Here is a 19,284-nt window from a genome sequence, read left to right on the forward strand (position 1 = left end):
GGTGATGGTGAACCTGCCCACCGCGGGCGTGGACTACCACGTGCCCTTCGGCGGCCGCAAGGGCTCCAGCTACGGCCCGCGCGAGCAGGGCCGCTATGCGGCGGAGTTCTACACGACCGTGAAGACGGCGTACACGCAGGCGTGATGTGATGTGGCGTGGTGGGCAAGCAGGCTTGCCCACCCTACATCGATGCATTGCGTATTCGGCTTTCGTAGGGTGGGCAAGCTCCGCTTGCCCACCAATCCCGCCCCAGAAGACCCAGGAGACCAACCCATGCGCATCACCCGCCGCCAGGCCCTCGCCCTCACCGCTTCCACCGTCGCCGCGCCGGCCTCCGTGCTCGCGCAGGCCAACTGGCCGAGCAAGCCGCTGCGCATCGTGGTGCCCTACCCGCCGGGCGGCTCCTCGGACATCATCGCGCGCGCGGTCAGCAACCTGCTGGCGGAACAGCTGAAGCAGTCGGTGATCGTGGAGAACAAGCCGGGCGCCAACGGCAACCTCGGTGCGGACTACGTCGCCAAGTCGGCGCCGGACGGCTACACGATGCTGCTGTGCGACGTCGGCGCGCTGGCGATCTCGCCTTCGGTGTACCCCAAGCTGCCGCTCGATCCCTCGAAGGAGCTGCGCGGCGCGACCATGCTCGCCTACTCGCCGCACCTGCTGGTGGTGCATCCCTCGGTGCCGGCGAACAACCTCAAGGAGCTGGTGGCGCTGTCGAAGCAGAAGGACCTGAACTTCGCGGTCAGCGGCACCGGCGGCGCGCCGCACCTCGCGGGCGTGGCGCTGGCGCAGGCGGTGGGCGCGCGCTGGCAGTACGTGCCTTACAAGGGCGGCAGCCAGGCGATCACCGACACGGTGGGCGGCCAGACGCAGGTCATGATGAACGGCATGCTGGCGACCTACCCGCACGTGCAGGGCGGCAAGCTGAAGCTGCTGGCCGTCTCCAAGAAGACGCGCATGCCCCTGATCGGCGACGTGCCGACGATCGCCGAACAAGGCGTTCCCGGCTTCGAGTCGGGCAGCTGGCAGGGCGTGCTGGTGCCGAAGGGCACGCCGGATGCGATCGTCAACCGCCTGAACCGTGAGCTCGTGTTCGCGATCCGCAACCCGGACGTGCGGGCACGCCTGGCCGGCCAGGGCGCCGAAGTCGTCACCATGTCGCCGGCGGAGCAGGACCAGTTCTTCGCGCAGGAGCGCAAGCGCTGGGCGCAGGTCGTCGCGGCCGGCAACGTCAGAGCAGAGTAATGGGCGAACCGCTTTACATCACCATGCACCCTGCCGACAACGTCGGCATCGTGGCCAACGACGGCGGCCTGCCGGCGGGCACCCGCTTCGATTCCGGGCTGACCCTGCGCGACAAGGTGCCGCAGGGCCACAAGGTGGCGCTGGTGGACATCCCCGCGGGCGGCGTCGTGCGCCGCTACGACGTGCCCATCGGCTACGCCGAGAAGGACATCGCCGCGGGCAGCTGGGTGCACGAGCGCCTGCTGCGCATGCCCGAGGCGCGCACCCTCGAAGACCTGCCGATGGCCACCGCCGCTCGCACGCAGGCCGAGCCGCTGGAGGGCTACACCTTCCAGGGCTACCGCAATGCGGACGGCTCGGTGGGCACGCGCAACATCCTGGCGATCACGCAGTCGGTGCAATGCGTCGCCGGCGTCACGCGCTTCGCGATCGACCGCATCCGCTCGGAGCTGCTGCCGAAGTACCCGAACGTCGACGGCGTGGTGGCGCTGGAGCACGGCTACGGCTGCGGCGTGGCGATCGACGCGCCCGATGCGGTGATCCCGATCCGCACGCTGCGCAACATTTCGCTCAACCCGAACTTCGGCGGCGAGGTGATGGTGGTGAGCCTGGGCTGCGAAAAGCTGCAGCCCGAGCGCCTGCTGCCTCCGGGCAGCATCCCGATCGCCGACGAGCGCGGCGAAGCGCAGGACCTCGACGTCGTGTGCCTGCAGGACGACGAGCACGTCGGCTTCATGTCTATGGTCGACTCGATCCTGCGGCAAGCCGAGGTGCACCTGAAGCGCCTGAACCAGCGCCGCCGCGAAACGGTGCCCGCCAGCGAGCTGGTGGTCGGCGTGCAGTGCGGCGGCAGCGACGCCTTCTCCGGCGTCACGGCCAATCCGGCGGTGGGTTTCTGCGCCGACCTGCTGGTGCGCGCCGGCGCCACCATCATGTTCTCGGAGACGACCGAAGTGCGTGACGGCGTCGCGCAGCTCACCTCGCGCGCCGCCACGCCGGAAATCGCGCAGGAGATCGTGCGCGAGATGGGCTGGTACGACGACTACCTGCAGCGCGGCAGCGTGGATCGCAGCGCCAACACCTCGCCCGGCAACAAGAAGGGCGGCCTGTCGAACATCGTCGAAAAGGCGATGGGCTCGATCGTGAAGTCCGGCAGCGCGCAGATCGCGGGCGTGCTGGCCCCGGGCGAGAAGCTGAAGCAGAAGGGCCTGATCTACGCGGCGACGCCGGCCAGCGACTTCATCTGCGGCACCCTGCAACTGGCCGCCGGCATGAACCTGCACGTGTTCACCACCGGCCGCGGCACGCCCTACGGCCTGGCCGAAGTGCCGGTGATCAAGGTGGCGACGCGCAGCGACCTCGCGCGCCGCTGGCACGACCTGATGGACGTGAACGCCGGCACCATCGCCGAAGGCAAGGCCAGCATCGAGGAAGTGGGCTGGGAGCTGTTCCGCCTGATGCTCGACGTGGCGAGCGGCAGGAAGAAGACCTGGGCGGAGCAGTGGAAGCTGCACAACCAGCTGGTGCTGTTCAATCCGGCACCGGTGACCTGATCCTCCGTCATCCCCGCGCAGGCGGGGACCCGGAGCATTGAAGACAAGCGGCCTGCGGGCCGCTTGTTGCTTTGGGGCGCCCTGGATTCCCGCCTCCGCGGGAATGACGGATCAACGCCGGCGCGGAGGGCGGCATCGCAGCGTACGGTTCGATGTCACTAGTTCGGGCTAAGCACTTGCCTGGATGAGCTGGCACCTTTCTCCTAAGGCCGCCTCCCTGCTCGACCGTATTCTGGACCACTCTGCAGTACGGGGGAGGCACGGGGAAAGTGGGAAGCTGGAATCGCCCCTTGTCCCTCGCGGTCGCCCTCCTCCTGGCGAGCACCGCGGCGCAATGCGCGCCCGAAGGCGCCACGCTGCAGGTCGGCGCCCGCGTGCAGCGCCACGCGACCATCCGCATGGCGCAGCCCCTCACCTTCACCATCTCGGATGCCGACATCGCCCGCGGCTTCGTGGAAGTGGAGTCGCCGGTGCAACTCAGCGTGCAGAGCAACGTGGACGAGGGCTACACGCTGTCCTTCGCCTGCCGCTGCGAAGAGGTAAGACGAGCACGCGTGCGAGGGCTGTCGTCCGAGCTGAGCGTCGGCCAGGCCCCGGTGCTCGCGGCACGGCCGGCGGCCGGCCGCGGCGTGTGGCGCGACAGCGTGCAGCTGCGCGTGCGCTTCGACCTCGCGCCGCAAGCGCGGCCCGGCGAACACGCCTGGCCGCTCGGCATCTCGATGATGTCGGAGTGAATCACTGAAAAATCGCCTTGGCGATTTTTCAGAGTTTGCTAACTGAGACCGAGCCCCGCGAAGGTGCTCATGGGCGCCGATGCATGCGGCGCCAGCGTGATCGAGGCCTGGCGCACGCGGTCGTCTTCCAGCTCCGTGGCCACCAGGCCGTCCGGCACGTATTCGGCGATGCGCTCGCCGATCAGCGCATACGTCTCGGCGGTGATCAGGACGGTGCCCGGCACCGCGCGCTCCAGGGCCGCTTCGGCCTGCTCCATCGCCTCGCCCAGCACCAGCCGGCGCTGCGTCCCGTCCACTTCGTAGCAGGCGACCGTGCACGGGTACGTGCTGATCGCCGTGCGCACCCTGCGGCGCGGCGAGAGGCGCTGCAGCAGCAGCGCGGCACCGAGCGCCGCCGCCGCACTGCGGAAGCTGAGGACCAGGTCGACGCCCGCGGAAGGTTCGGGATTGCCGCCCAGGCGTGCCGCGAGCAGGGCCGCCTCCTCGCCGCTGCAGGAGTCCAGCGGCGCGTCGGCCGCGACCAGCGTGAGCTGCGCCGCCTCGAAGCGGATCGTGCCGTAGGCCGGCCCGAGGAACAGCTGGCGCCAGGCCTCCACGTCGCAATGCCGCAGCATGCGCTGCGACAGCGCCTCCAGCAGCTGCTCTCGGCCCGCCGCACAGCGGAGGGCCTCTCTTCCGATCACGTCCGTCGCTGTCATTCTGTTTCCCCTGTGCGCGGCGGCCTCACCGGGCCCTTCACCGCTTCCTGCACTCCCTGTTTCAAAGTGTTGCAGCAACGCGGCCGCGCGGGAAGACAGTGAACGCCGTAGCCCCCTACGGGGAAAGCCATGTAAGCCGGAACGTTCAGGGCTGCATCAGCTCGCGCATCGTGCGCTGGCCGACGCGGCGCCCGGCGGGCAGGCCCTTGGCCGCCCGCTCCGCGGCGATGGCATCGCGTGTCACGCGGCCGATCACGCCGTCGGCCACCACCTGCGCGTGCCCGCGCTGCACCAGCCAGTTCTGCAGATCGCGCACCTGCGCGCGCGTGAGCCCCGGGTCGTCGGTGGGCCAGGCCGTCACGAAGTCGGTGCCGCCGGCGATCTTGTTCGCGAGCAGCGACACTTCCATCACGTAGCGCTCGGAGCGGTTGTAGCGCAGCACCGTGTCGAAATTGCGCGAGACCAGGAAGGCCGGCCCGGGCAGTCCCACCGGCAGGAAGGGATAGAGCTCCGGATCGCTTCCGGGCTGCGGCGTCACCGCATTGGGCGCCAGCACGCGCCAGCCCATCGCGGTCCACTCGGACAGGCGCTTCGCGCGATCGGTCAACCGGATCGAGTTGTCGCGGGCGGCGAACTCCGCGCGCTGCTCCTGCGGAATGCTCACCTCCAGGTACACCGGTTCGCCCATGCGCCAGCCGCCGCGCTGCTTCAAATGGTTGGCGGTCGACGCCCAGGCATCGCGCTCGGAGTTGATGATGTCGGCCACGCCGTCGCCGTCGCCGTCCACCGCCACGAGCTCATAGGTGTCGGGCACGAACTGCGTGCGGCCGAAGGCGGCGGCCCAGGAGCCGACGAAGCTCTCCGGCTGCACGCGCCGGTCGCGCAGCAAGCGCACCGCCGCGAACGCGCGCTCGCGCGCCATGCACGAACCCGGCGCCGTCGCCGTGGGCGGGCAGGGGCGCAGGCACACCAGCGACAGCGATGCGTCCAGCACCGGGATGCGGCCGCTCGCCGGCCCGAAGTTGGTCTCGATCCCGTAGATCGCCAGCACGATCTCCTTGGGCACGCCGAACTGCGTCTCGATGCGCTGCAGCGCATCGCGCTCGCGCGCGAGGATGGCGCGGCCCTGCTGCACGCGGTCCTCGTCGGTGGTGGCGGCGAGCTCGTCCCACCAGAAGGTCGGCTCGGTGGTGGTCACCAGCATCGACTGCCGCACGCGGTCGTCGTAGCGTCCGCCGGCCGCGATGCGCTCGAAGTCCTCGCGGCGCAGCGGCCGGCCCGACAGCGCCGTCTGCTGCGCGAGGTTCTGCACGCAGGAGGCGAATTGCTGCTGCGTGAGCGGCTGGCTCAACGCCGAGGGTACGGGCGCTGCGGTCGCCGGCGCGACGGCGGCCGGCGCCGCGGGCACCGGAACGGTGGGAGCGGTCTGCGCGCAGGCGGCCAGCGGCAGCAGGAGCGCGGCGACGACGAGATCTTGGAACGGGAAGGAGCGCTTCATGACCGGGCCAGTATAGGAACGGCCGGCGCGCGCGGGGCCTCACTGCAACAGGGTTGCGACTGGCTCTTCCATGAGTCCCGCTCGGCGTAGGCGTGGACGTAGGGTGGGCAAGCTTCGCTTGCCCACCATGGCTCGCACGGGAACGGTGGGCAAGCTCCGCTTGCCCACCCTACGAGGGATACGAGGGATACGAGGACCGGTCAGCCCGCTGCCAGCCCCACCGCCGCCACCCCCGCCATGCAGATCGCCTCGTCCTCGTCGCCCGTCCCGCCGCTCGCGCCGACGGCACCGATGACCTTGCCCTGCGCATCCTTGATCACGACCGCGCCCGGCTGCGCCAGGAACTTGCCGCCGGCCGTCGCCGCCAGCGACACGAAGAAATTCGGGTTGTCCTTGGCGCGCTGCGCCAGCGTGCGGCTGGACACGCCCATGCCGACCGCGCCCCAGGCCTTGGCCCGCGCGACGTCGAAGCGGAACATGCTGGCGCCGTCCTCGCCGGCGAAGGCCTTGAGGTTGCCCGACGCATCGAGCACCGCGATGCCCATGGGCTGGTAGCCGGACGCCTTCGATTGCGCGAGCGCGGCGGCGATGATCTGGTTGGCTTGCTGCAGGGTGAGTTGCGTCATGGCGGTTCCTGGCGAAAACGCGAGCCTAACCGACCCGGCGCGGCGGGCCCGCCGCCGGCTTCGCGGCGGCGAGCTCGCGCACGATGAACTCGCGGATGGAGCGCAGCGCCGGATTGCGCGCGTCCTCGCGCCAGGCCAGGTAGATCTCCGCCGCCACGCCGCGCCACAGCGGCCGGAACACCACGTTCTCGAAGCGCAGTTGCTGCGCCGACGCCGGCACGATCGCCAGCCCGATGCCGGCGCGCACCAGCGCCATGATCGTGTGCGTCTGGCCGATGTGGTGCACGTAGCGCGGCTGGCTGCCCTGCGCGGGGAACAGGGCGACGATCTTGTCGTGGAAGTACTGCCCTTCCTTGCGGGAGTACATGATCAACGGCTGGTCCGCCAGGTCCTGCTGGCGGATGCGGGTCTTCTTCGCGAGCGCATGCGGCGCCGGGATCGCCAGCAACATGGGCTCGCGCGCGACGCGGTGGTACTTCAGCCCCGCGGCCGGCCCCGAGGGCCGCACGAAGCCGAGGTCCAGCGCATCGGCCTCCAGCGCGCGCAGCTGCTCCGACGAGACCATCTCCTCGAGCACGATCTGGATCTCGGGGAAGGCGGCATTGGCGGCGGCAAGCAGCGAGGGGATCAGCGCGTAGCCCGACACCGCGGTGTAGCCCACCACCACCCGCCCCACTTCGCCGAGCGCCGTGCGGCGCGCCGTGTCGGCCGCCTGTTCGGCGCGGCGCAGGAGGCCCGCCGCTTCCTCGTACAGCACCTCGCCGGCGGGCGTCAGCCGCACGCTGCGGCTGGTGCGCTCCAGCAGGCGCGCGCCGATCGCGTGTTCCAGCAGCTGGATCTGCCGCGACAACGGCGGCTGCGTCATGTGCAGGCGCACGGCGGCCCGGCCGAAATGCAGTTCCTCGGCGACGGCGACGAAGCAGCGGAGCTGGAAGAGGTCGAGCATCGATCCATATTCTGCATCGATCGATCCACCTTCTGGCTTGGACATGGATAGATCGCGTCCCTACACTTTCCCCAAACCCCAGGAGACAAATCCATGCGCCCCCTCCTCCACGGCCTGCTCGCGCTGGCCGCCGCTGCCGCCGCTGCGCCCGCCGCCGCCCAGTCCTATCCGACCAAGCCGATCCGCATCGTGGTGCCCGCCACGCCCGGCGGCGCCATCGACCTCGCCGCGCGCGTCATCGGCGACAAGCTCGCGCAGGCCTGGGGCCAGCCGGTGGTGGTGGACAACAAGCCGGGCGCGGCCGGCATCGCCGGCAGCGACGTCGTCGCCAAGGCGCCCGCCGACGGCTACACCTTCGCGCTGGTGGCCAGCAGCCACGCGATCAACGCCACGCTGTACGGCAAGCTGCCCTACGACACGCAGAAGGACTTCGTGCCGGTGGCGCTCACGCACGTCGTGCCGCTGGTGCTGGCCGTCAACAACAACGTGCCGGCGAAGAACGTGAAGGAGTTCGTCGCGTACCTGAAGGCGAACCCCGCGAAGGTGAGCTACGCCTCCTCGGGCAACGGCGGCGCGCCGCATCTGTCGGCGGAGCTGTTCAAGTCGATGACGGGCACCGCCATGCAGCACATCCCCTACAAGGGCAGCACCGCGGCGCACCCGGACCTGGTGTCCGGCGAAGTGCAGGCGATGTTCGACACCGTGGTCGCGATCGCGCCGCAGGTCAAGGGCGGCAAGGTGCGGGCGCTGGGCGTGACCACCACGCAGCGCACCGGCGCCCTGCCCGACGTGCCCACCATCGCCGAATCGGGCGTCGCCGGCTACGACACCTCCACCTGGGGCGGCCTGATCGCTCCGGCCGGCACGCCGAAGGAGATCGTCGCGAAGCTCAACGCGGAAGTGAACCGCATCCTCAAGCTGCCCGAAGTGCGCGAGCGCCTGCAGGCTTCGGGCGCCGAGCCGGGCAGCGGATCGGCGGAGGACTTCGGGCGCTTCGTGCAGTCCGAGATGCAGAAATGGGGCCAGGTGGTGAAGGCCTCCGGCGCCACCGCCTCGCAATGAGCCAGGGAACCCGCGGCATGAAGAAAGTCTGGATCGCCACGCTGCTGGCCGTCGCCGCCTCCACCGTCCTCGCGCAGTCCTGGCCCACCCGCCCCGTCACCCTCGTCGTGCCCTTCCCGCCCGGCGGCGGCACCGACACCGGCGCCCGCATCATCGCGGAGCAGCTGTCGAAGAAGTGGGGCCAGACGGTGGTGGTGGACAACAAGGGCGGCGCGGCCGGCCAGATCGGCGCCGACCTGGTGGCCAAGGCGCGCCCCGACGGCTACACCCTCCTCATGGGCAACATCGGCACGCAGGCGATCAATCCGGCGCTGTACCCGAAGATGGCCTACGACCCCGACAAGGCCTTCGCGCCGATCGCGCTGGTGGCGGAACTGCCGCTGGCGATGATGGTGAATCCCGGCGTGCCGGCGAAGTCGGTCAAGGAGTTCGTCGCGCTGGCGAAGGCGCAACCGGGCAAGCTGAGCTACAGCAGCTCCGGCGCCGGCGGCGGCCCGCACCTGGCGGCGGAAATGTTCAAGGACGCGACGGGCAGCTTCATCCTGCACGTGCCCTATCGCGGCGGCGGCCCCGCCATCGCCGACCTGCTGGCCGGCCACGTGCAGCTGTCCTTCATGACGGTGCTGGAGGCCAGCGGCCACATCAGGGCGGGCAAGCTGCGGGCGCTGGCCGTCACCAGCGACAAGCGCGTGAGCGCGCTGCCCGAGGTGCCGACGCTGGCCGAAGCCGCCGTGCCGGGCTTCAACAGCATCTCCTGGATCGGCCTGCTGGCGCCGGCAGGCACGCCGAAGGAGATTGTCGACAAGATCGCCGCCGACGTGCGCGAAGCCGTGGGGCGCGAGGAGGTGCGCGACAAGCTGGTGCAGCTCGGGGCCGTGCCCGCGGGCACCACGCCGGCCCAGTTTTCCACGTTGATCGACAATGACAGGAAGCGCTACGCCCAGATCATCCGCGAGCGCAGGATCACCGTGAACTGAAACCCATGCCGCAAAGCCCCGTCCTGCTCCAGACCATCGGCCTGCTCCCTTCGCTGGAGCGCAGGCTCGCCGAGACCTACACCATCCACCGCCTGCCGGCCGCCGGCCCCGAGCGCGAGGCCTTCCTCGCCGCCCGCGGCGCGGAGTTCGACGGCATCGTGACCTCGGCGAATTCCGGCGCCGACGCCGCGCTGATCGCCGCCCTGCCGAAGGCGCGCGTGATCTCCAGCTTCGGGGTCGGCCTCGACAAGCTGGACGTGCAGGCGGCCCGGGCGCGCGGCATCCCCGTCGGCTACACGCCCGACGTGCTGAACGACTGCGTGGCGGACATGGCCTTCGGCCTGCTGCTGTCGATCGCGCGGCGGCTGCCCGAAGGCGACCGCTTCGTGCGCGCGGGCCGCTGGTCCGCGCCCGGCGCCACCGCCTTCCCGCTCGGCTTCCAGGTGAGCCACGGCAAGCTGGGCATCGTCGGCCTGGGCCGCATCGGACGCACGATCGCCAGGCGCGCGAGCGGCTTCGACATGGACGTGCGCTATCACAGCCGCAATGCGGTGGACGGCGCCGAGTGGCGCTACGAACCGAAGCTGCTCGAGCTGGCGCGCTGGGCCGACTTCCTGGTGGTGATCACCGCGGGCGGCGCGGGCACGCGCCACCTGATCGACGCGGCGGTGCTCGATGCGCTGGGTCCCAAGGGTTTCCTGGTGAACGTGGCGCGCGGCACCGTGGTCGACGAAGCCGCCCTGGTACAGGCGCTGCGCGAGAAGCGCATCGGCGGCGCCGGCCTGGACGTGTACGAGCACGAGCCGCAGGTCCCGGCCGAACTGCTCGCGCTGGACAACGTGGTGCTGGCCCCGCACATCGCGAGTTCGACGGTGCAGACGCGCGAGGCGATGGGCCAGCGCGTGCTGGACAACCTGGCCGCGTTCTTCGCGGGCGAGCCGCTTCCGAGCGCGGCCTGATTCCGTCATTCCCGCGAAGGCGGGAACCCAGGGCGCCCTGGCTCCCCGCCTCCGCGGGGATGACGCAGTTCAATGCTCGGTCACGTCGTCGTCGAACTGGATCTCCAGCAGGCAGTCCTGCAGCGCGAAGACGTGCATGGCTTCCTCGCGGTCGGCCTGGTAGGTTTCTCCGCCGTACAGGATCACGTCCCTCGGGTCGCCGTCGTGCGTAATCCACAGGCTGCCGCGGTTGCACATCACCAGCACCGAGCGGTCGACCCGCTCGAAAGTGCGGTGCTCGCCTTTCCCCATTTCGGCCGCCAACCGGCGCGTCACCCGCCGCACGTGGCCCAGCCGCAGCTCGCGGGTCAGGGCGGTGGCCGGGTGCAGGCGCAGCCGCTCCTCCGCGAACCGCAACGCGTCCTCTTTGACCATGTTTCACTCCATGAGGACATGTTGCCTGCGACGCGGGATACGGCTGGCCGGGACGGTCCGGCAGTGCGCGTCGGAACATGCCGCCAGCGCCGGTCAGGCCTGGCGTCTCAGCCGTGGCCGCTAGCGCGGCAGGCTTTCCCACCACTTCGGGCCGAAGCGTCCCTGCAGGAAGGCGATGAAGGCCTGCACCTTCTGCGGCACCAGCTTGGGCGAGGGATACACCGCGTGGATCTCCTGCTCGGGCAGCGCGTGCCCCTTGAGCACTTCGACGATCGCCCCCGAGGCCAGCGAATCGGCCGCCACGTACCACGGCAAGGCGGCGACGCCCATGTGCTGGCGCGCGGCGGCGAGCACCGCCGACAGGTTGTTGGACCGCAGCCGCGCCGTGACCGGCACGGTGACGGCCTCGCCGCGCGGCGACAGCACGCGCCACTGGTCGTTGCCCTGCACGCTGCTGTAGATCAGCGTGTCGTGCGCGCTCAGGTCCGCCGGCCGCTTCGGCGTGCCGTGGGCGCGCAGGTACTTCGGCGAAGCCGCCAGCACCCACGGATTGGCGCCGAGGAAGCGCGCCCCCAGCGCGGAGTCGGCCAGCTTGCCGAGGCGGATCGCCACGTCGATGCCCTGCGCCACCAGGTCGGTGTAGCGGTCCTCGAAACTCAGGTCGACCTGCAGCTGCGGATGCTGCCGCATGAACTCCAGGGCCAGCGGCACCACCACCCGGCGGCCGAAGGCGACCGAGCTGCCCACCCGCAGCAGGCCCTGCGCCTGGGTCTGCTTCACGCGCGCGACGTTGTCGGCCTCTTCCGCCGCGCGCACGATCTCCTTGCACTTCTCGTAGTAGAGCGCGCCGGCTTCGGTGAGGCTCACGCCGCGCGTGTTGCGATTGAGCAGGCGCACCTTCAGCCGCGCCTCGGTGGCCGCGACCTGCTTGGTCACCGTGGGCTGGGTGGTGGCGAACTCGCGCGCGGCCTTGGAGAAGCTGCCCGTCTCCACGACCCGCACGAACATCTCCATCGCCTGCAGACGGTCCACGGCCGGTATTCCTCGCCGGAATCAGCGCGGGGCGTGCTGGTTCCAGGCCTTGAGGTCGGCGTCCTGCGGCAGCCCGAGCACCGTGCGCACGACCTGCAGCAGGCCTTCGGCGGAACAGGGCTTGGTGATGTAGCCGTCGGCGCCCAGGCTGATGCCGCGGATCACCGATTCGCGCGTCGCCTTGGCGGTGAGCATCACCACCGGCACGTCCTTGAGCACCGGGTGCTGGCGCACGCGCTCGAGGATGTCGAAGCCGTCGGCATCCGGCAGCATCACGTCCAGCAGGATCACGTCCGGCACCGGCGGGCGGCGGATCTGCGCCACCACCTCGGCCCGGTCGGCGGCATGCCGCACCTCGAAGCCGGAGAGCGTCAGCAGCATGGTGGTGAACTTGGCGAGCGTCGGCTCGTCCTCCACCACCACCGCGGTCAGCGGGCGGCCGGGCTGGGGCACGCGCGACTGCCGCTGGCGGGCGATCTGCACGTAGAACCCGCTGCGCTGCAGCGAGGACAGGCCCGCATCCACTTCCTCCTCGCCCACCGCGCGTGCCAGGCTGCGCACGTCGGCGTTCCAGGTGAGCGTCAGCGGGTCGGCTTCCACCAGTTGCAGCAGCCCGGTGTTCTGCAGGTGCGCGAAGACCCCTTGGAAGGAGGCCCGCGCGGGCTCCGACAGCCCGTCGAGGACCTGCTGCAGCGTCAACAGGCCGTCGAAGCGGACCAGCAATTCCAGTTCCGCCGCGGACAGCGTGGTCGAGGTGCTGCGCAGCTGCGATTCGCCGCGTGGAGTGGGAGCGTAGACGTCTTGCGGATGCATGCGGAAGTGTGCCTCGGGAGGGCCGGCAGCGCAACCGTCGCGGGGGCGGCGGTCGCGCCGGCCATTCCCGGCGGGAATAAGTCTTATGGTCCGGGCCGGTCTTCTGCCGGCGGCGGACGCTCCCTAGAGTCACCTCCAATCACAGGAGGTTTCCACCATGGCGAAAATGACCGCTGCCCAGGCCGCCGTCTGGGTTCTCGAGAAGGAAGGCGTGACGCAGGCCTTCGGCGTGCCCGGGGCCGCCATCAACCCGTTCTACGCGGCGATGCGCAAGCAGGGCACGATCGGCCACATCCTGGCGCGCCACGTCGAGGGCGCGTCGCATATGGCCGAGGGCTACACCCGCGCCGCCCCCGGCAACATCGGCCTGTGCATCGGCACCTCCGGGCCGGCCGGCACCGACATGATCACCGGCCTCTATTCCGCGCAGGCCGACTCCATCCCGATCCTGTGCATCACCGGCCAGGCGCCGCGCGCCCGCCTGTACAAGGAGGACTTCCAGGCGGTGGACATCGAGTCCATCGCCAAGCCGGTGACCAAGTGGGCGGTCACCGTGCGCGAGCCGGCGCAGGTGCCGCGCGCCTTCCAGCAGGCCTTCCACCTGATGCGCTCCGGACGCCCGGGCCCGGTGCTGATCGACCTGCCCGTCGACGTGCAGATGGCGGAGATCGAGTTCGATCCGGAGACCTATGCGCCGCTGCCGGTCTACAAGCCGGCCGCCACCCGCGCCCAGGCCGAGAAGGCGATCGCGATGCTGCAGCAGGCCGAGCGGCCGCTGATCGTGGCCGGCGGCGGCATCATCAACGCCGACGCCTCGCGCCTGCTGGTGGAATTCGCCGAGCTCAGCGGCATCCCGGTGATCCCGACGCTGATGGCCTGGGGCAGCATCCCCGACGACCACCCGCTGATGGCCGGCATGTGCGGCCTGCAAACGAGCCACCGCTACGGCAACGCCTCGATGCTGGCGAGCGACTTCGTGCTGGGCATCGGCAACCGCTGGGCGAACCGCCACACCGGCTCGGTCGAGGTCTACACCAAGGGCCGCAAGTTCGTGCACGTGGACATCGAGCCCACGCAGATCGGCCGCGTGTTCTCGCCCGACTACGGCATCGTGTCGGACGCGAAGGCGGCGCTGCAGCTGTTCATCGAGGTGGCGCGCGACCTGAAGAAGAAGGGCCAGCTGCAGGATCGCACGTCCTGGGCCGCCGACTGCCTGGAGCGCAAGCAGACGATGCTGCGCAAGACGGACTACGACGACGTGCCGATGAAGCCGCAGCGCGTGTACCAGGGCATGAATCAGGCCTTCGACCGCGACACCTGCTACGTCAGCACCATCGGCCTGTCGCAGATCGCCGGTGCGCAGCACCTGCACGTCTATGGCGCGCGCAACTGGATCAACTGCGGCCAGGCCGGTCCGCTGGGCTGGACCGTGCCCGCCGCCCTCGGTGTGCGTGCCGCCGATCCGACGCGCCGCATCGTCGCGCTGTCCGGCGACTACGACTTCCAGTTCCTCGTCGAGGAGCTCGCGGTCGGCGCGCAGTTCCGCCTGCCCTACATCCACATGGTGGTGAACAACTCCTACCTGGGCCTGATCCGGCAGGCGCAGCGCAACTTCGACATGGACTACTGCGTGCAGCTCGCCTTCGACAACATCAACATGTCGCCCGACGTGCCGGAACGCGGCTACGGCGTGGACCACGTGAAGGTGGTCGAAGGCCTGGGCTGCAAGGCGATCCGCGTGCACCGCCCCGACGAACTGGCGCCGGCCATCGCGCAGGCCGAGGCGTGGATGAAGGAGTTCCAGGTGCCGGTGGTGGTGGAAGTGATCCTCGAGCGGGTGACCAACATCGCCATGGGCACCGAGATCGACAAGATCGTCGAATTCGCGGAGGAGACGGTCTGATGCCGCGCTTCGCCGCCAACCTGACGATGCTGTTCACCGAGCGGCCCTTCCTGGACCGCTTCGCCGCCGCCCGCGCGGCGGGATTCACGGCGGTGGAGTACCTGTTCCCCTACGACTACCCGAAGGAGGAGCTCGCCGCGCGCCTGCGCGCGCACGGCCTCAAGCAGGTGCTGCACAACCTGCCGGCCGGCGACTGGGCCGCGGGCGAGCGCGGCATCGCCTGCCATCCGGGCCGGGTCGACGAGTTCCGCGCCGGCGTGGAGCGCGCGATCCCCTACGCGCACGCGCTCGATTGCGGCCAGCTGAACTGCCTGGCCGGCAAGGTGCCGCAGGGCGTGACGCCCGAACAGGCGCACGCGACCTTCGTCGCCAACCTCGGCTTCGCCGCCCGCCGCCTGCGCGAAGCGGGCATCCGGTTGCTGGTCGAGCCGATCAACACCTACGACATCCCCGGCTTCTTCCTGAACCGCACCGAGCAGGCGATCGCGATCCTCGACGAGGTCGCGAGCGACAACCTGCTGCTGCAGTACGACGTGTACCACGCGCAGCGCATGGAAGGCGAGCTCACGGCGACGCTGCAGCGGCACCTGGCGCGCATCGGGCACATCCAGGTCGCCGACAACCCGGGGCGCAACGAACCGGGCACCGGCGAGATCCACTATCCCTTCCTGTTCCGGCAGCTCGACGCTTCGGGCTGGAAGGGTTACGTGGGTTGCGAATACAAGCCCCGGGGGGATACCCTCGCGGGACTCGCATGGATGGAGATGACGCAATGACGAAAACGGGACTCAAGATCGGCTTCATCGGGCTGGGCGTGATGGGCGCCCCGATGGCCGGCCACCTGCTGGCCGCCGGCCACGAGCTGTTCGTGCAGACGCGCAGCAAGGTGCCGCAGCCGCTGGTCGACGGCGGCGCGGAGGTCTGCGCCAACGCGCGCGGCGTGGCCGAACGCGCGGAGATCGTGTTCCTGATGCTGCCCGACACGCCGGACGTGGAGCAGGTGCTGTTCGGCGAATACGGCGTGGCCGCGGGGCTGTCCAGGGGCAAGGCGGTGGTGGACTGCAGCTCGATCGACCCGATCGCCACCCGCGGCTTCGCGTCGCGTATCGCCGAGCTGGGCTGCGACTACGTCGATGCGCCGGTGTCCGGCGGCGAAGTGGGTGCCAAGGCCGCCAGCCTCAGCATCATGTGCGGCGGCACGGAAGCGGCCTTCGGGCGCGTGCAGCCGCTGCTCGCGTTGATGGGCAAGAACATCACCCACGTCGGCGCGGTCGGCGACGGCCAGGTGTGCAAGGTGGCGAACCAGATCATCGTCGGCCTCAACATCGCGGCGGTGGCCGAAGCGCTGGTGTTCGCGTCCAAGGCCGGCGCGGATCCCGCGCGCGTGCGGCAGGCGCTGATGGGCGGCTTCGCGTCCTCGCGGGTGCTGGAAGTGCACGGCGAGCGCATGATCAAGCGCACCTTCAACCCCGGCTTCCGCATCGCGCTGCACCAGAAGGACCTGAACCTCGCGCTGCAGGGCGCGCGCAGCATCGGCGCGGCCTTGCCGCAGACGGCGATCGCGGCCCAGCTCATGCAGAGCTGCACGGCCCTGGGCCTGGCGCAAGCCGACCATTCGGCGCTGGTGCAGGCGCTGGAGAACATGGCGCAGCACCCGGTCGCTCGCTGAAGGCTGTTTCCCCGTAGGGTGGGCAGCTTCGCTGCCCACCGTGTGCGCATGGGGGGCGGTGGGCAGCAGAGCAGCCCTCCCAACGCCGACGATCGAGGCAGCAAGCGCCCGAAACTCGCCCGCACACAAAACACTTTCACCAGCACGGGGTTCGCGCTAGGGTGGTGTTCCGCACGAGACGGAACGGAGACCGCCATGCACGAACCCACCTCCCAGGCCGAACTGGCCTTGCGCGACGCCGCCCGCGAATACCACCGCACTCCGACGCGGGGCAAGATCTCCATCACGCCGACCAAGGCGCTGCAGAACCAGCGTGACCTCTCGCTCGCGTATTCGCCGGGCGTCGCCTATCCCTGCCTCGACATCCAGGCCAACCCCGCGCTGGCGGCGGAGTTCACCTCGCGCGGCAACCTGGTGGGCGTGATCACCAACGGCACGGCGGTGCTGGGCCTCGGCGACATCGGCCCGCTCGCCGGCAAACCGGTGATGGAAGGCAAGGGCTGCCTGTTCAAGAAGTTCGCCGGCATCGACGTGTTCGACATCGAGCTGGCCGAGCGCGATCCCGACAAGCTGGTGGACATCGTGGCGGCGCTGGAACCCACGCTGGGCGGCATCAACCTGGAGGACATCAAGGCGCCGGAGTGCTTCTACATCGAGCGCAAGCTGCGCGAGCGCCTGAACATCCCGGTGTTCCACGACGACCAGCACGGCACGGCGATCATCTCCGGCGAGGCGCTGCTCAATGGCCTGCAGCTGGTGGGCAAGAAGATCGAGGACATCAAGCTGGTGTCGTCCGGCGCCGGCGCGGCGGCGATCGCCTGCCTCGACCTGATGGTGGGCCTGGGCCTGTCGCCGAAGAACATCTTCGTGGTGGACTCCAAGGGCGTGATCTACCACGGCCGGCCCGGCGGCTACGACGAATCGAAGGCGAAATACGCGCAGGACACCTCCAAGCGCACGCTGGCCGACGTGGTGAAGGACGCCGACGTGTTCCTCGGCTGCTCCACCGCTGGCGTTCTCACGCCCGAGATGGTGACGACGATGACGCGGCAGCCGATCATCCTGGCGCTCGCGAATCCCGAGCCGGAGATCCGGCCCGAGCTGGCGAAGCAGGCGCGGCCCGACTGCATCATCGCCACCGGCCGCAGCGATTATCCCAACCAGGTCAACAACGTCCTGTGCTTCCCCTACATCTTCCGCGGCGCGCTCGATTGCGGCGCCACCAAGATCACGGAAGCGATGAAGCTCGCCTGCGTGCGCGAGATCGCCGAACTGGCCAAGGCGGACATCAGCGAGGAAGTGGCGAATGCCTATGCGGGCAAGGAGCTGTCCTTCGGGCCCGACTACATCATCCCCACACCGTTCGACTCGCGGCTGATCCTGCGCATCGCGCCGGCGGTGGCGCGCGCGGCGGCGGAGTCGGGCGTGGCGACGCGCCCGATCCAGGACTTCGATAGCTACACACACGGCCTCACGCGCTTCGTCTACCAGACCGGCATGATCATGCGGCCGGTGTTCACGGCGGCGAAGAAGTCCACCGCCAAGCGCGTCGCCTATGCCGAGGGCGAGGACGAGCGGGTGCTGCGCGCGGCGCAGCTCGCCCTGGACGAAAAACTGGCGCGGCCGATCCTGATCGGCCGGCCCGCGGTGATCGAGGCGCGCATCGCCAAGGCCGGCCTGCGACTGCGCATGGGCCACGACGTCGAGTGCGTCAATCCGGAAAGCGACGCGCGCTTTCGCCAGTACTGGGAGACCTACCACCGCCTGATGGGCCGCAGGGGCATCACGCCGGAGGCGGCCAAGGCGGCGGTGCGGCGCTCGAACACGCTGATCGGCGCGCTGGCGGTGCAGCTGGGCGACGCCGACGCCATGCTCTGCGGCATGGTCGGCCGCTTCGAGCACCACCTGGAGCACGTGCGCGACGTGATCGGCTGCCGCGAGGACGAGCCCGGCTTCGCCACGCTGAACGCGCTGATGCTTCCCGACCGCACGCTGTTCATCGCCGATACCTACGTCAACGAAGACCCGGACGCGCTGCTGCTCGCGCGCATCGCATTGATGGCCGCCACCGAGATCCGCCGCTTCGGCCTGCCGCCCAAGGTGGCTTTCCTGTCGCACGGCAACTACGGCTCGTCCACGCGCGCCTCCGCCGCCAAGATGCGCCGCGCGCGTGACCTGTTCCGCGAGATGGCGCCCGACATCGAGTGCGACGGCGAGCTGCAGGGCGACGCCGCGCTGTCCGAGAAGATCCGCCGCGACAGCCTGATGGAAACGAGTCTCGACGGCGAAGCCAACCTCCTGATCTGCCCCACCCTCGACTCCGCGAACATCCTGTTCAACGTCCTGAAGATGACGGGCGGACACGGCGTGACGGTGGGGCCGATGCTGCTGGGCGCGAAAGCGCCGGTGCATGTGCTGACGCCTTCGGCGACGGTGCGGAGGATCGTCAACATGACGGCGCTCGTTTCGGCGTCCGCGGTGCGTTCGTGATCCTGCGGCGGGGTTCGGCTTCGCGCTCACCCCCGCCCTACGAATCGTCGCGTAGGTCGGCGGTGAGCGTGCGAAGCACCGAACCCCGACGCAAAAGAAAAGGAGCGCCGAAGGCGCTCCGATGGCGCGGGCCTCGGCCCGCGCGGGATTCGTTTCTTTTATCGGTCGTCCGCTCAGCGCACGCGGCCGCGGCGGAACAGGTTCACGATGGCCAGCAGGATCACCGCGCCGACCAGCGAGACGAGGACTGAGCCGATGCTGACGCCGTCGTTGATGGTGCCCACGCCCACCAGCGGGGAGATGAGCAGGCCACCCAGGAAGGCACCCACGATACCCACGATGACGTTCAGCAGGATGCCCTGCTGGCCGTCAGTGCGCATCACGAGGCTGGCGAGCCAGCCGACGATACCGCCAATGATCAACCAAATCAGAAAACCCATAGTCGCACTCCTTTGCCGCGAACGGCCTGTTGTTGAAGGTCGGGCCGCGGCCCGCAGGGGCCACGTCCCACCTGCCCCTTGGTGGGCCGGTGCTGTTCACTATCGGTGGGGCCGGCAAGCGCGGGCGTAGTCGCCCGTTAAGCGAAAGGGTGCGGGCCGGGCGCGTGGGTGCGTCGGTGTGCGTCCTACCGCCTCTGCCATTTTCACGGGTTAGCCCGGGAAAG

The 19,284-nt window shown here is 69.9% G+C and carries 19 protein-coding genes; 11 read left to right on the forward strand and 8 right to left on the reverse strand.

The features are described 5' to 3' along the window. The 4 genes from VF522_RS24280 to VF522_RS24295 form a co-directional block, all read left to right on the forward strand. Positions 1 to 145: aldehyde dehydrogenase family protein (locus VF522_RS24280; RefSeq protein WP_330907613.1), on the forward strand; the 145-nt coding region annotated here is incomplete at its 5' end. Positions 146 to 274: 129 nt separating this feature from the next. Continuing rightward, on the forward strand, positions 275 to 1,246 hold the full coding sequence (locus VF522_RS24285) for a tripartite tricarboxylate transporter substrate binding protein (RefSeq protein WP_330910918.1): 972 nt from the start codon (positions 275 to 277) through the stop codon (positions 1,244 to 1,246). Further along, positions 1,246 to 2,799: a galactarate dehydratase gene (gene garD, locus VF522_RS24290; protein WP_330910919.1), complete on the forward strand. Its 1,554-nt coding sequence runs from the start codon at positions 1,246 to 1,248 to the stop codon at positions 2,797 to 2,799. The genes VF522_RS24285 and garD overlap by 1 nt, the downstream gene beginning before the upstream one ends. Before the next feature lie 290 nt (positions 2,800 to 3,089). Next, positions 3,090 to 3,533, forward strand: a complete 444-nt coding sequence (locus VF522_RS24295) for a hypothetical protein (protein WP_330910920.1) — start codon at positions 3,090 to 3,092, stop codon at positions 3,531 to 3,533. A gap of 38 nt (positions 3,534 to 3,571) precedes the next feature. Here the strand turns inward: VF522_RS24295 and VF522_RS24300 are convergent, their stop codons facing one another. From VF522_RS24300 to VF522_RS24315, 4 genes are all read right to left on the reverse strand, one after another. After that, positions 3,572 to 4,231, reverse strand: a complete 660-nt coding sequence (locus tag VF522_RS24300) for a hypothetical protein (RefSeq protein WP_330910921.1) — start codon at positions 4,229 to 4,231, stop codon at positions 3,572 to 3,574. A gap of 145 nt (positions 4,232 to 4,376) precedes the next feature. Continuing rightward, positions 4,377 to 5,729: a lytic murein transglycosylase gene (locus VF522_RS24305; protein WP_330910922.1), complete on the reverse strand. Its 1,353-nt coding sequence runs from the start codon at positions 5,727 to 5,729 to the stop codon at positions 4,377 to 4,379. A 200-nt stretch (positions 5,730 to 5,929) separates the two neighbouring features. Further along, positions 5,930 to 6,355 (reverse strand): GlcG/HbpS family heme-binding protein, encoded by a 426-nt coding sequence (locus tag VF522_RS24310; RefSeq protein WP_330910923.1) that lies wholly within the window; start codon positions 6,353 to 6,355, stop codon positions 5,930 to 5,932. A 25-nt stretch (positions 6,356 to 6,380) separates the two neighbouring features. Beyond that, a complete protein-coding gene (locus VF522_RS24315) occupies positions 6,381 to 7,301 on the reverse strand; it encodes a LysR family transcriptional regulator (protein ID WP_330910924.1) in 921 nt (306 codons plus the stop codon). Between the two features lie 93 nt (positions 7,302 to 7,394). Here VF522_RS24315 and VF522_RS24320 point away from each other — a divergent pair, with 93 nt between their 5' ends. Genes VF522_RS24320 through VF522_RS24330 form a run of 3 tightly spaced genes read left to right on the forward strand, consistent with a single transcriptional unit; the run spans position 7,395 to position 10,299 of the window. Then, on the forward strand, positions 7,395 to 8,363 hold the full coding sequence (locus tag VF522_RS24320; RefSeq protein WP_330910925.1) for a tripartite tricarboxylate transporter substrate binding protein: 969 nt from the start codon (positions 7,395 to 7,397) through the stop codon (positions 8,361 to 8,363). A gap of 17 nt (positions 8,364 to 8,380) precedes the next feature. Next, positions 8,381 to 9,340, forward strand: a complete 960-nt coding sequence (locus VF522_RS24325) for a tripartite tricarboxylate transporter substrate binding protein (RefSeq protein ID WP_330910926.1) — start codon at positions 8,381 to 8,383, stop codon at positions 9,338 to 9,340. Positions 9,341 to 9,345: 5 nt separating this feature from the next. Then, positions 9,346 to 10,299: a 2-hydroxyacid dehydrogenase gene (locus VF522_RS24330; protein ID WP_330910927.1), complete on the forward strand. Its 954-nt coding sequence runs from the start codon at positions 9,346 to 9,348 to the stop codon at positions 10,297 to 10,299. 69 nt (positions 10,300 to 10,368) lie between these two features. Here VF522_RS24330 and VF522_RS24335 read toward each other — a convergent pair whose 3' ends face one another. From VF522_RS24335 to VF522_RS24345, 3 genes are all read right to left on the reverse strand, one after another. Beyond that, on the reverse strand, positions 10,369 to 10,713 hold the full coding sequence (locus VF522_RS24335) for a DUF2917 domain-containing protein (RefSeq protein WP_330910928.1): 345 nt from the start codon (positions 10,711 to 10,713) through the stop codon (positions 10,369 to 10,371). A gap of 120 nt (positions 10,714 to 10,833) precedes the next feature. Then, complete coding sequence (locus tag VF522_RS24340; RefSeq protein WP_330910929.1) at positions 10,834 to 11,745, reverse strand: LysR family transcriptional regulator; 912 nt, start codon at positions 11,743 to 11,745, stop codon at positions 10,834 to 10,836. 21 nt (positions 11,746 to 11,766) lie between these two features. Then, positions 11,767 to 12,558 carry a response regulator gene (locus tag VF522_RS24345; protein ID WP_330910930.1) on the reverse strand — a complete coding sequence of 264 codons (792 nt, stop codon included), beginning with the start codon at positions 12,556 to 12,558 and terminating at the stop codon, positions 11,767 to 11,769. A gap of 157 nt (positions 12,559 to 12,715) precedes the next feature. Between VF522_RS24345 and gcl the strand changes: the two genes are divergently transcribed. From gcl to VF522_RS24365, 4 genes are all read left to right on the forward strand, one after another. Then, complete coding sequence (gene gcl / locus VF522_RS24350; RefSeq protein WP_330910931.1) at positions 12,716 to 14,461, forward strand: glyoxylate carboligase; 1,746 nt, start codon at positions 12,716 to 12,718, stop codon at positions 14,459 to 14,461. Continuing rightward, entirely contained in the window at positions 14,461 to 15,237 is a 777-nt protein-coding gene (hyi, locus tag VF522_RS24355; protein ID WP_330910932.1) for a hydroxypyruvate isomerase, read from the forward strand. Before gcl ends, hyi begins: the two co-directional genes overlap by 1 nt. Further along, the gene (locus VF522_RS24360) at positions 15,234 to 16,130 is read left to right on the forward strand and encodes a 2-hydroxy-3-oxopropionate reductase (RefSeq protein WP_330910933.1); all 897 of its coding nucleotides are present in this window, start codon (positions 15,234 to 15,236) and stop codon (positions 16,128 to 16,130) included. Before hyi ends, VF522_RS24360 begins: the two co-directional genes overlap by 4 nt. Positions 16,131 to 16,325: 195 nt before the next feature. Further along, positions 16,326 to 18,620, forward strand: a complete 2,295-nt coding sequence (locus tag VF522_RS24365) for an NADP-dependent malic enzyme (RefSeq protein WP_330910934.1) — start codon at positions 16,326 to 16,328, stop codon at positions 18,618 to 18,620. A gap of 173 nt (positions 18,621 to 18,793) precedes the next feature. Here the strand turns inward: VF522_RS24365 and VF522_RS24370 are convergent, their stop codons facing one another. Continuing rightward, positions 18,794 to 19,060 (reverse strand): GlsB/YeaQ/YmgE family stress response membrane protein, encoded by a 267-nt coding sequence (locus VF522_RS24370; RefSeq protein WP_330910935.1) that lies wholly within the window; start codon positions 19,058 to 19,060, stop codon positions 18,794 to 18,796. Positions 19,061 to 19,284 lie beyond the last annotated feature (224 nt).

Origin of the sequence: Ramlibacter sp., assembly GCF_036383835.1 — a bacterium.
Taxonomy (GTDB): Bacteria; Pseudomonadota; Gammaproteobacteria; order Burkholderiales; family Burkholderiaceae_C; genus Ramlibacter.

Coding starts and splice junctions, on each gene's coding strand:
- VF522_RS24285 (WP_330910918.1), top strand. CDS start 275: ATGCGCATCACCCGCCGCCAGGCCCTCGCCCTCACCGCTTCCACCGTC.
- garD (WP_330910919.1), top strand. CDS start 1,246: ATGGGCGAACCGCTTTACATCACCATGCACCCTGCCGACAACGTCGGC.
- VF522_RS24300 (WP_330910921.1), bottom strand. CDS start 4,231: ATGACAGCGACGGACGTGATCGGAAGAGAGGCCCTCCGCTGTGCGGCG.
- VF522_RS24305 (WP_330910922.1), bottom strand. CDS start 5,729: ATGAAGCGCTCCTTCCCGTTCCAAGATCTCGTCGTCGCCGCGCTCCTG.
- VF522_RS24310 (WP_330910923.1), bottom strand. CDS start 6,355: ATGACGCAACTCACCCTGCAGCAAGCCAACCAGATCATCGCCGCCGCG.
- VF522_RS24315 (WP_330910924.1), bottom strand. CDS start 7,301: ATGCTCGACCTCTTCCAGCTCCGCTGCTTCGTCGCCGTCGCCGAGGAA.
- VF522_RS24320 (WP_330910925.1), top strand. CDS start 7,395: ATGCGCCCCCTCCTCCACGGCCTGCTCGCGCTGGCCGCCGCTGCCGCC.
- VF522_RS24325 (WP_330910926.1), top strand. CDS start 8,381: ATGAAGAAAGTCTGGATCGCCACGCTGCTGGCCGTCGCCGCCTCCACC.
- VF522_RS24330 (WP_330910927.1), top strand. CDS start 9,346: ATGCCGCAAAGCCCCGTCCTGCTCCAGACCATCGGCCTGCTCCCTTCG.
- VF522_RS24335 (WP_330910928.1), bottom strand. CDS start 10,713: ATGGTCAAAGAGGACGCGTTGCGGTTCGCGGAGGAGCGGCTGCGCCTG.
- VF522_RS24345 (WP_330910930.1), bottom strand. CDS start 12,558: ATGCATCCGCAAGACGTCTACGCTCCCACTCCACGCGGCGAATCGCAG.
- gcl (WP_330910931.1), top strand. CDS start 12,716: ATGGCGAAAATGACCGCTGCCCAGGCCGCCGTCTGGGTTCTCGAGAAG.
- hyi (WP_330910932.1), top strand. CDS start 14,461: ATGCCGCGCTTCGCCGCCAACCTGACGATGCTGTTCACCGAGCGGCCC.
- VF522_RS24360 (WP_330910933.1), top strand. CDS start 15,234: ATGACGAAAACGGGACTCAAGATCGGCTTCATCGGGCTGGGCGTGATG.
- VF522_RS24365 (WP_330910934.1), top strand. CDS start 16,326: ATGCACGAACCCACCTCCCAGGCCGAACTGGCCTTGCGCGACGCCGCC.
- VF522_RS24370 (WP_330910935.1), bottom strand. CDS start 19,060: ATGGGTTTTCTGATTTGGTTGATCATTGGCGGTATCGTCGGCTGGCTC.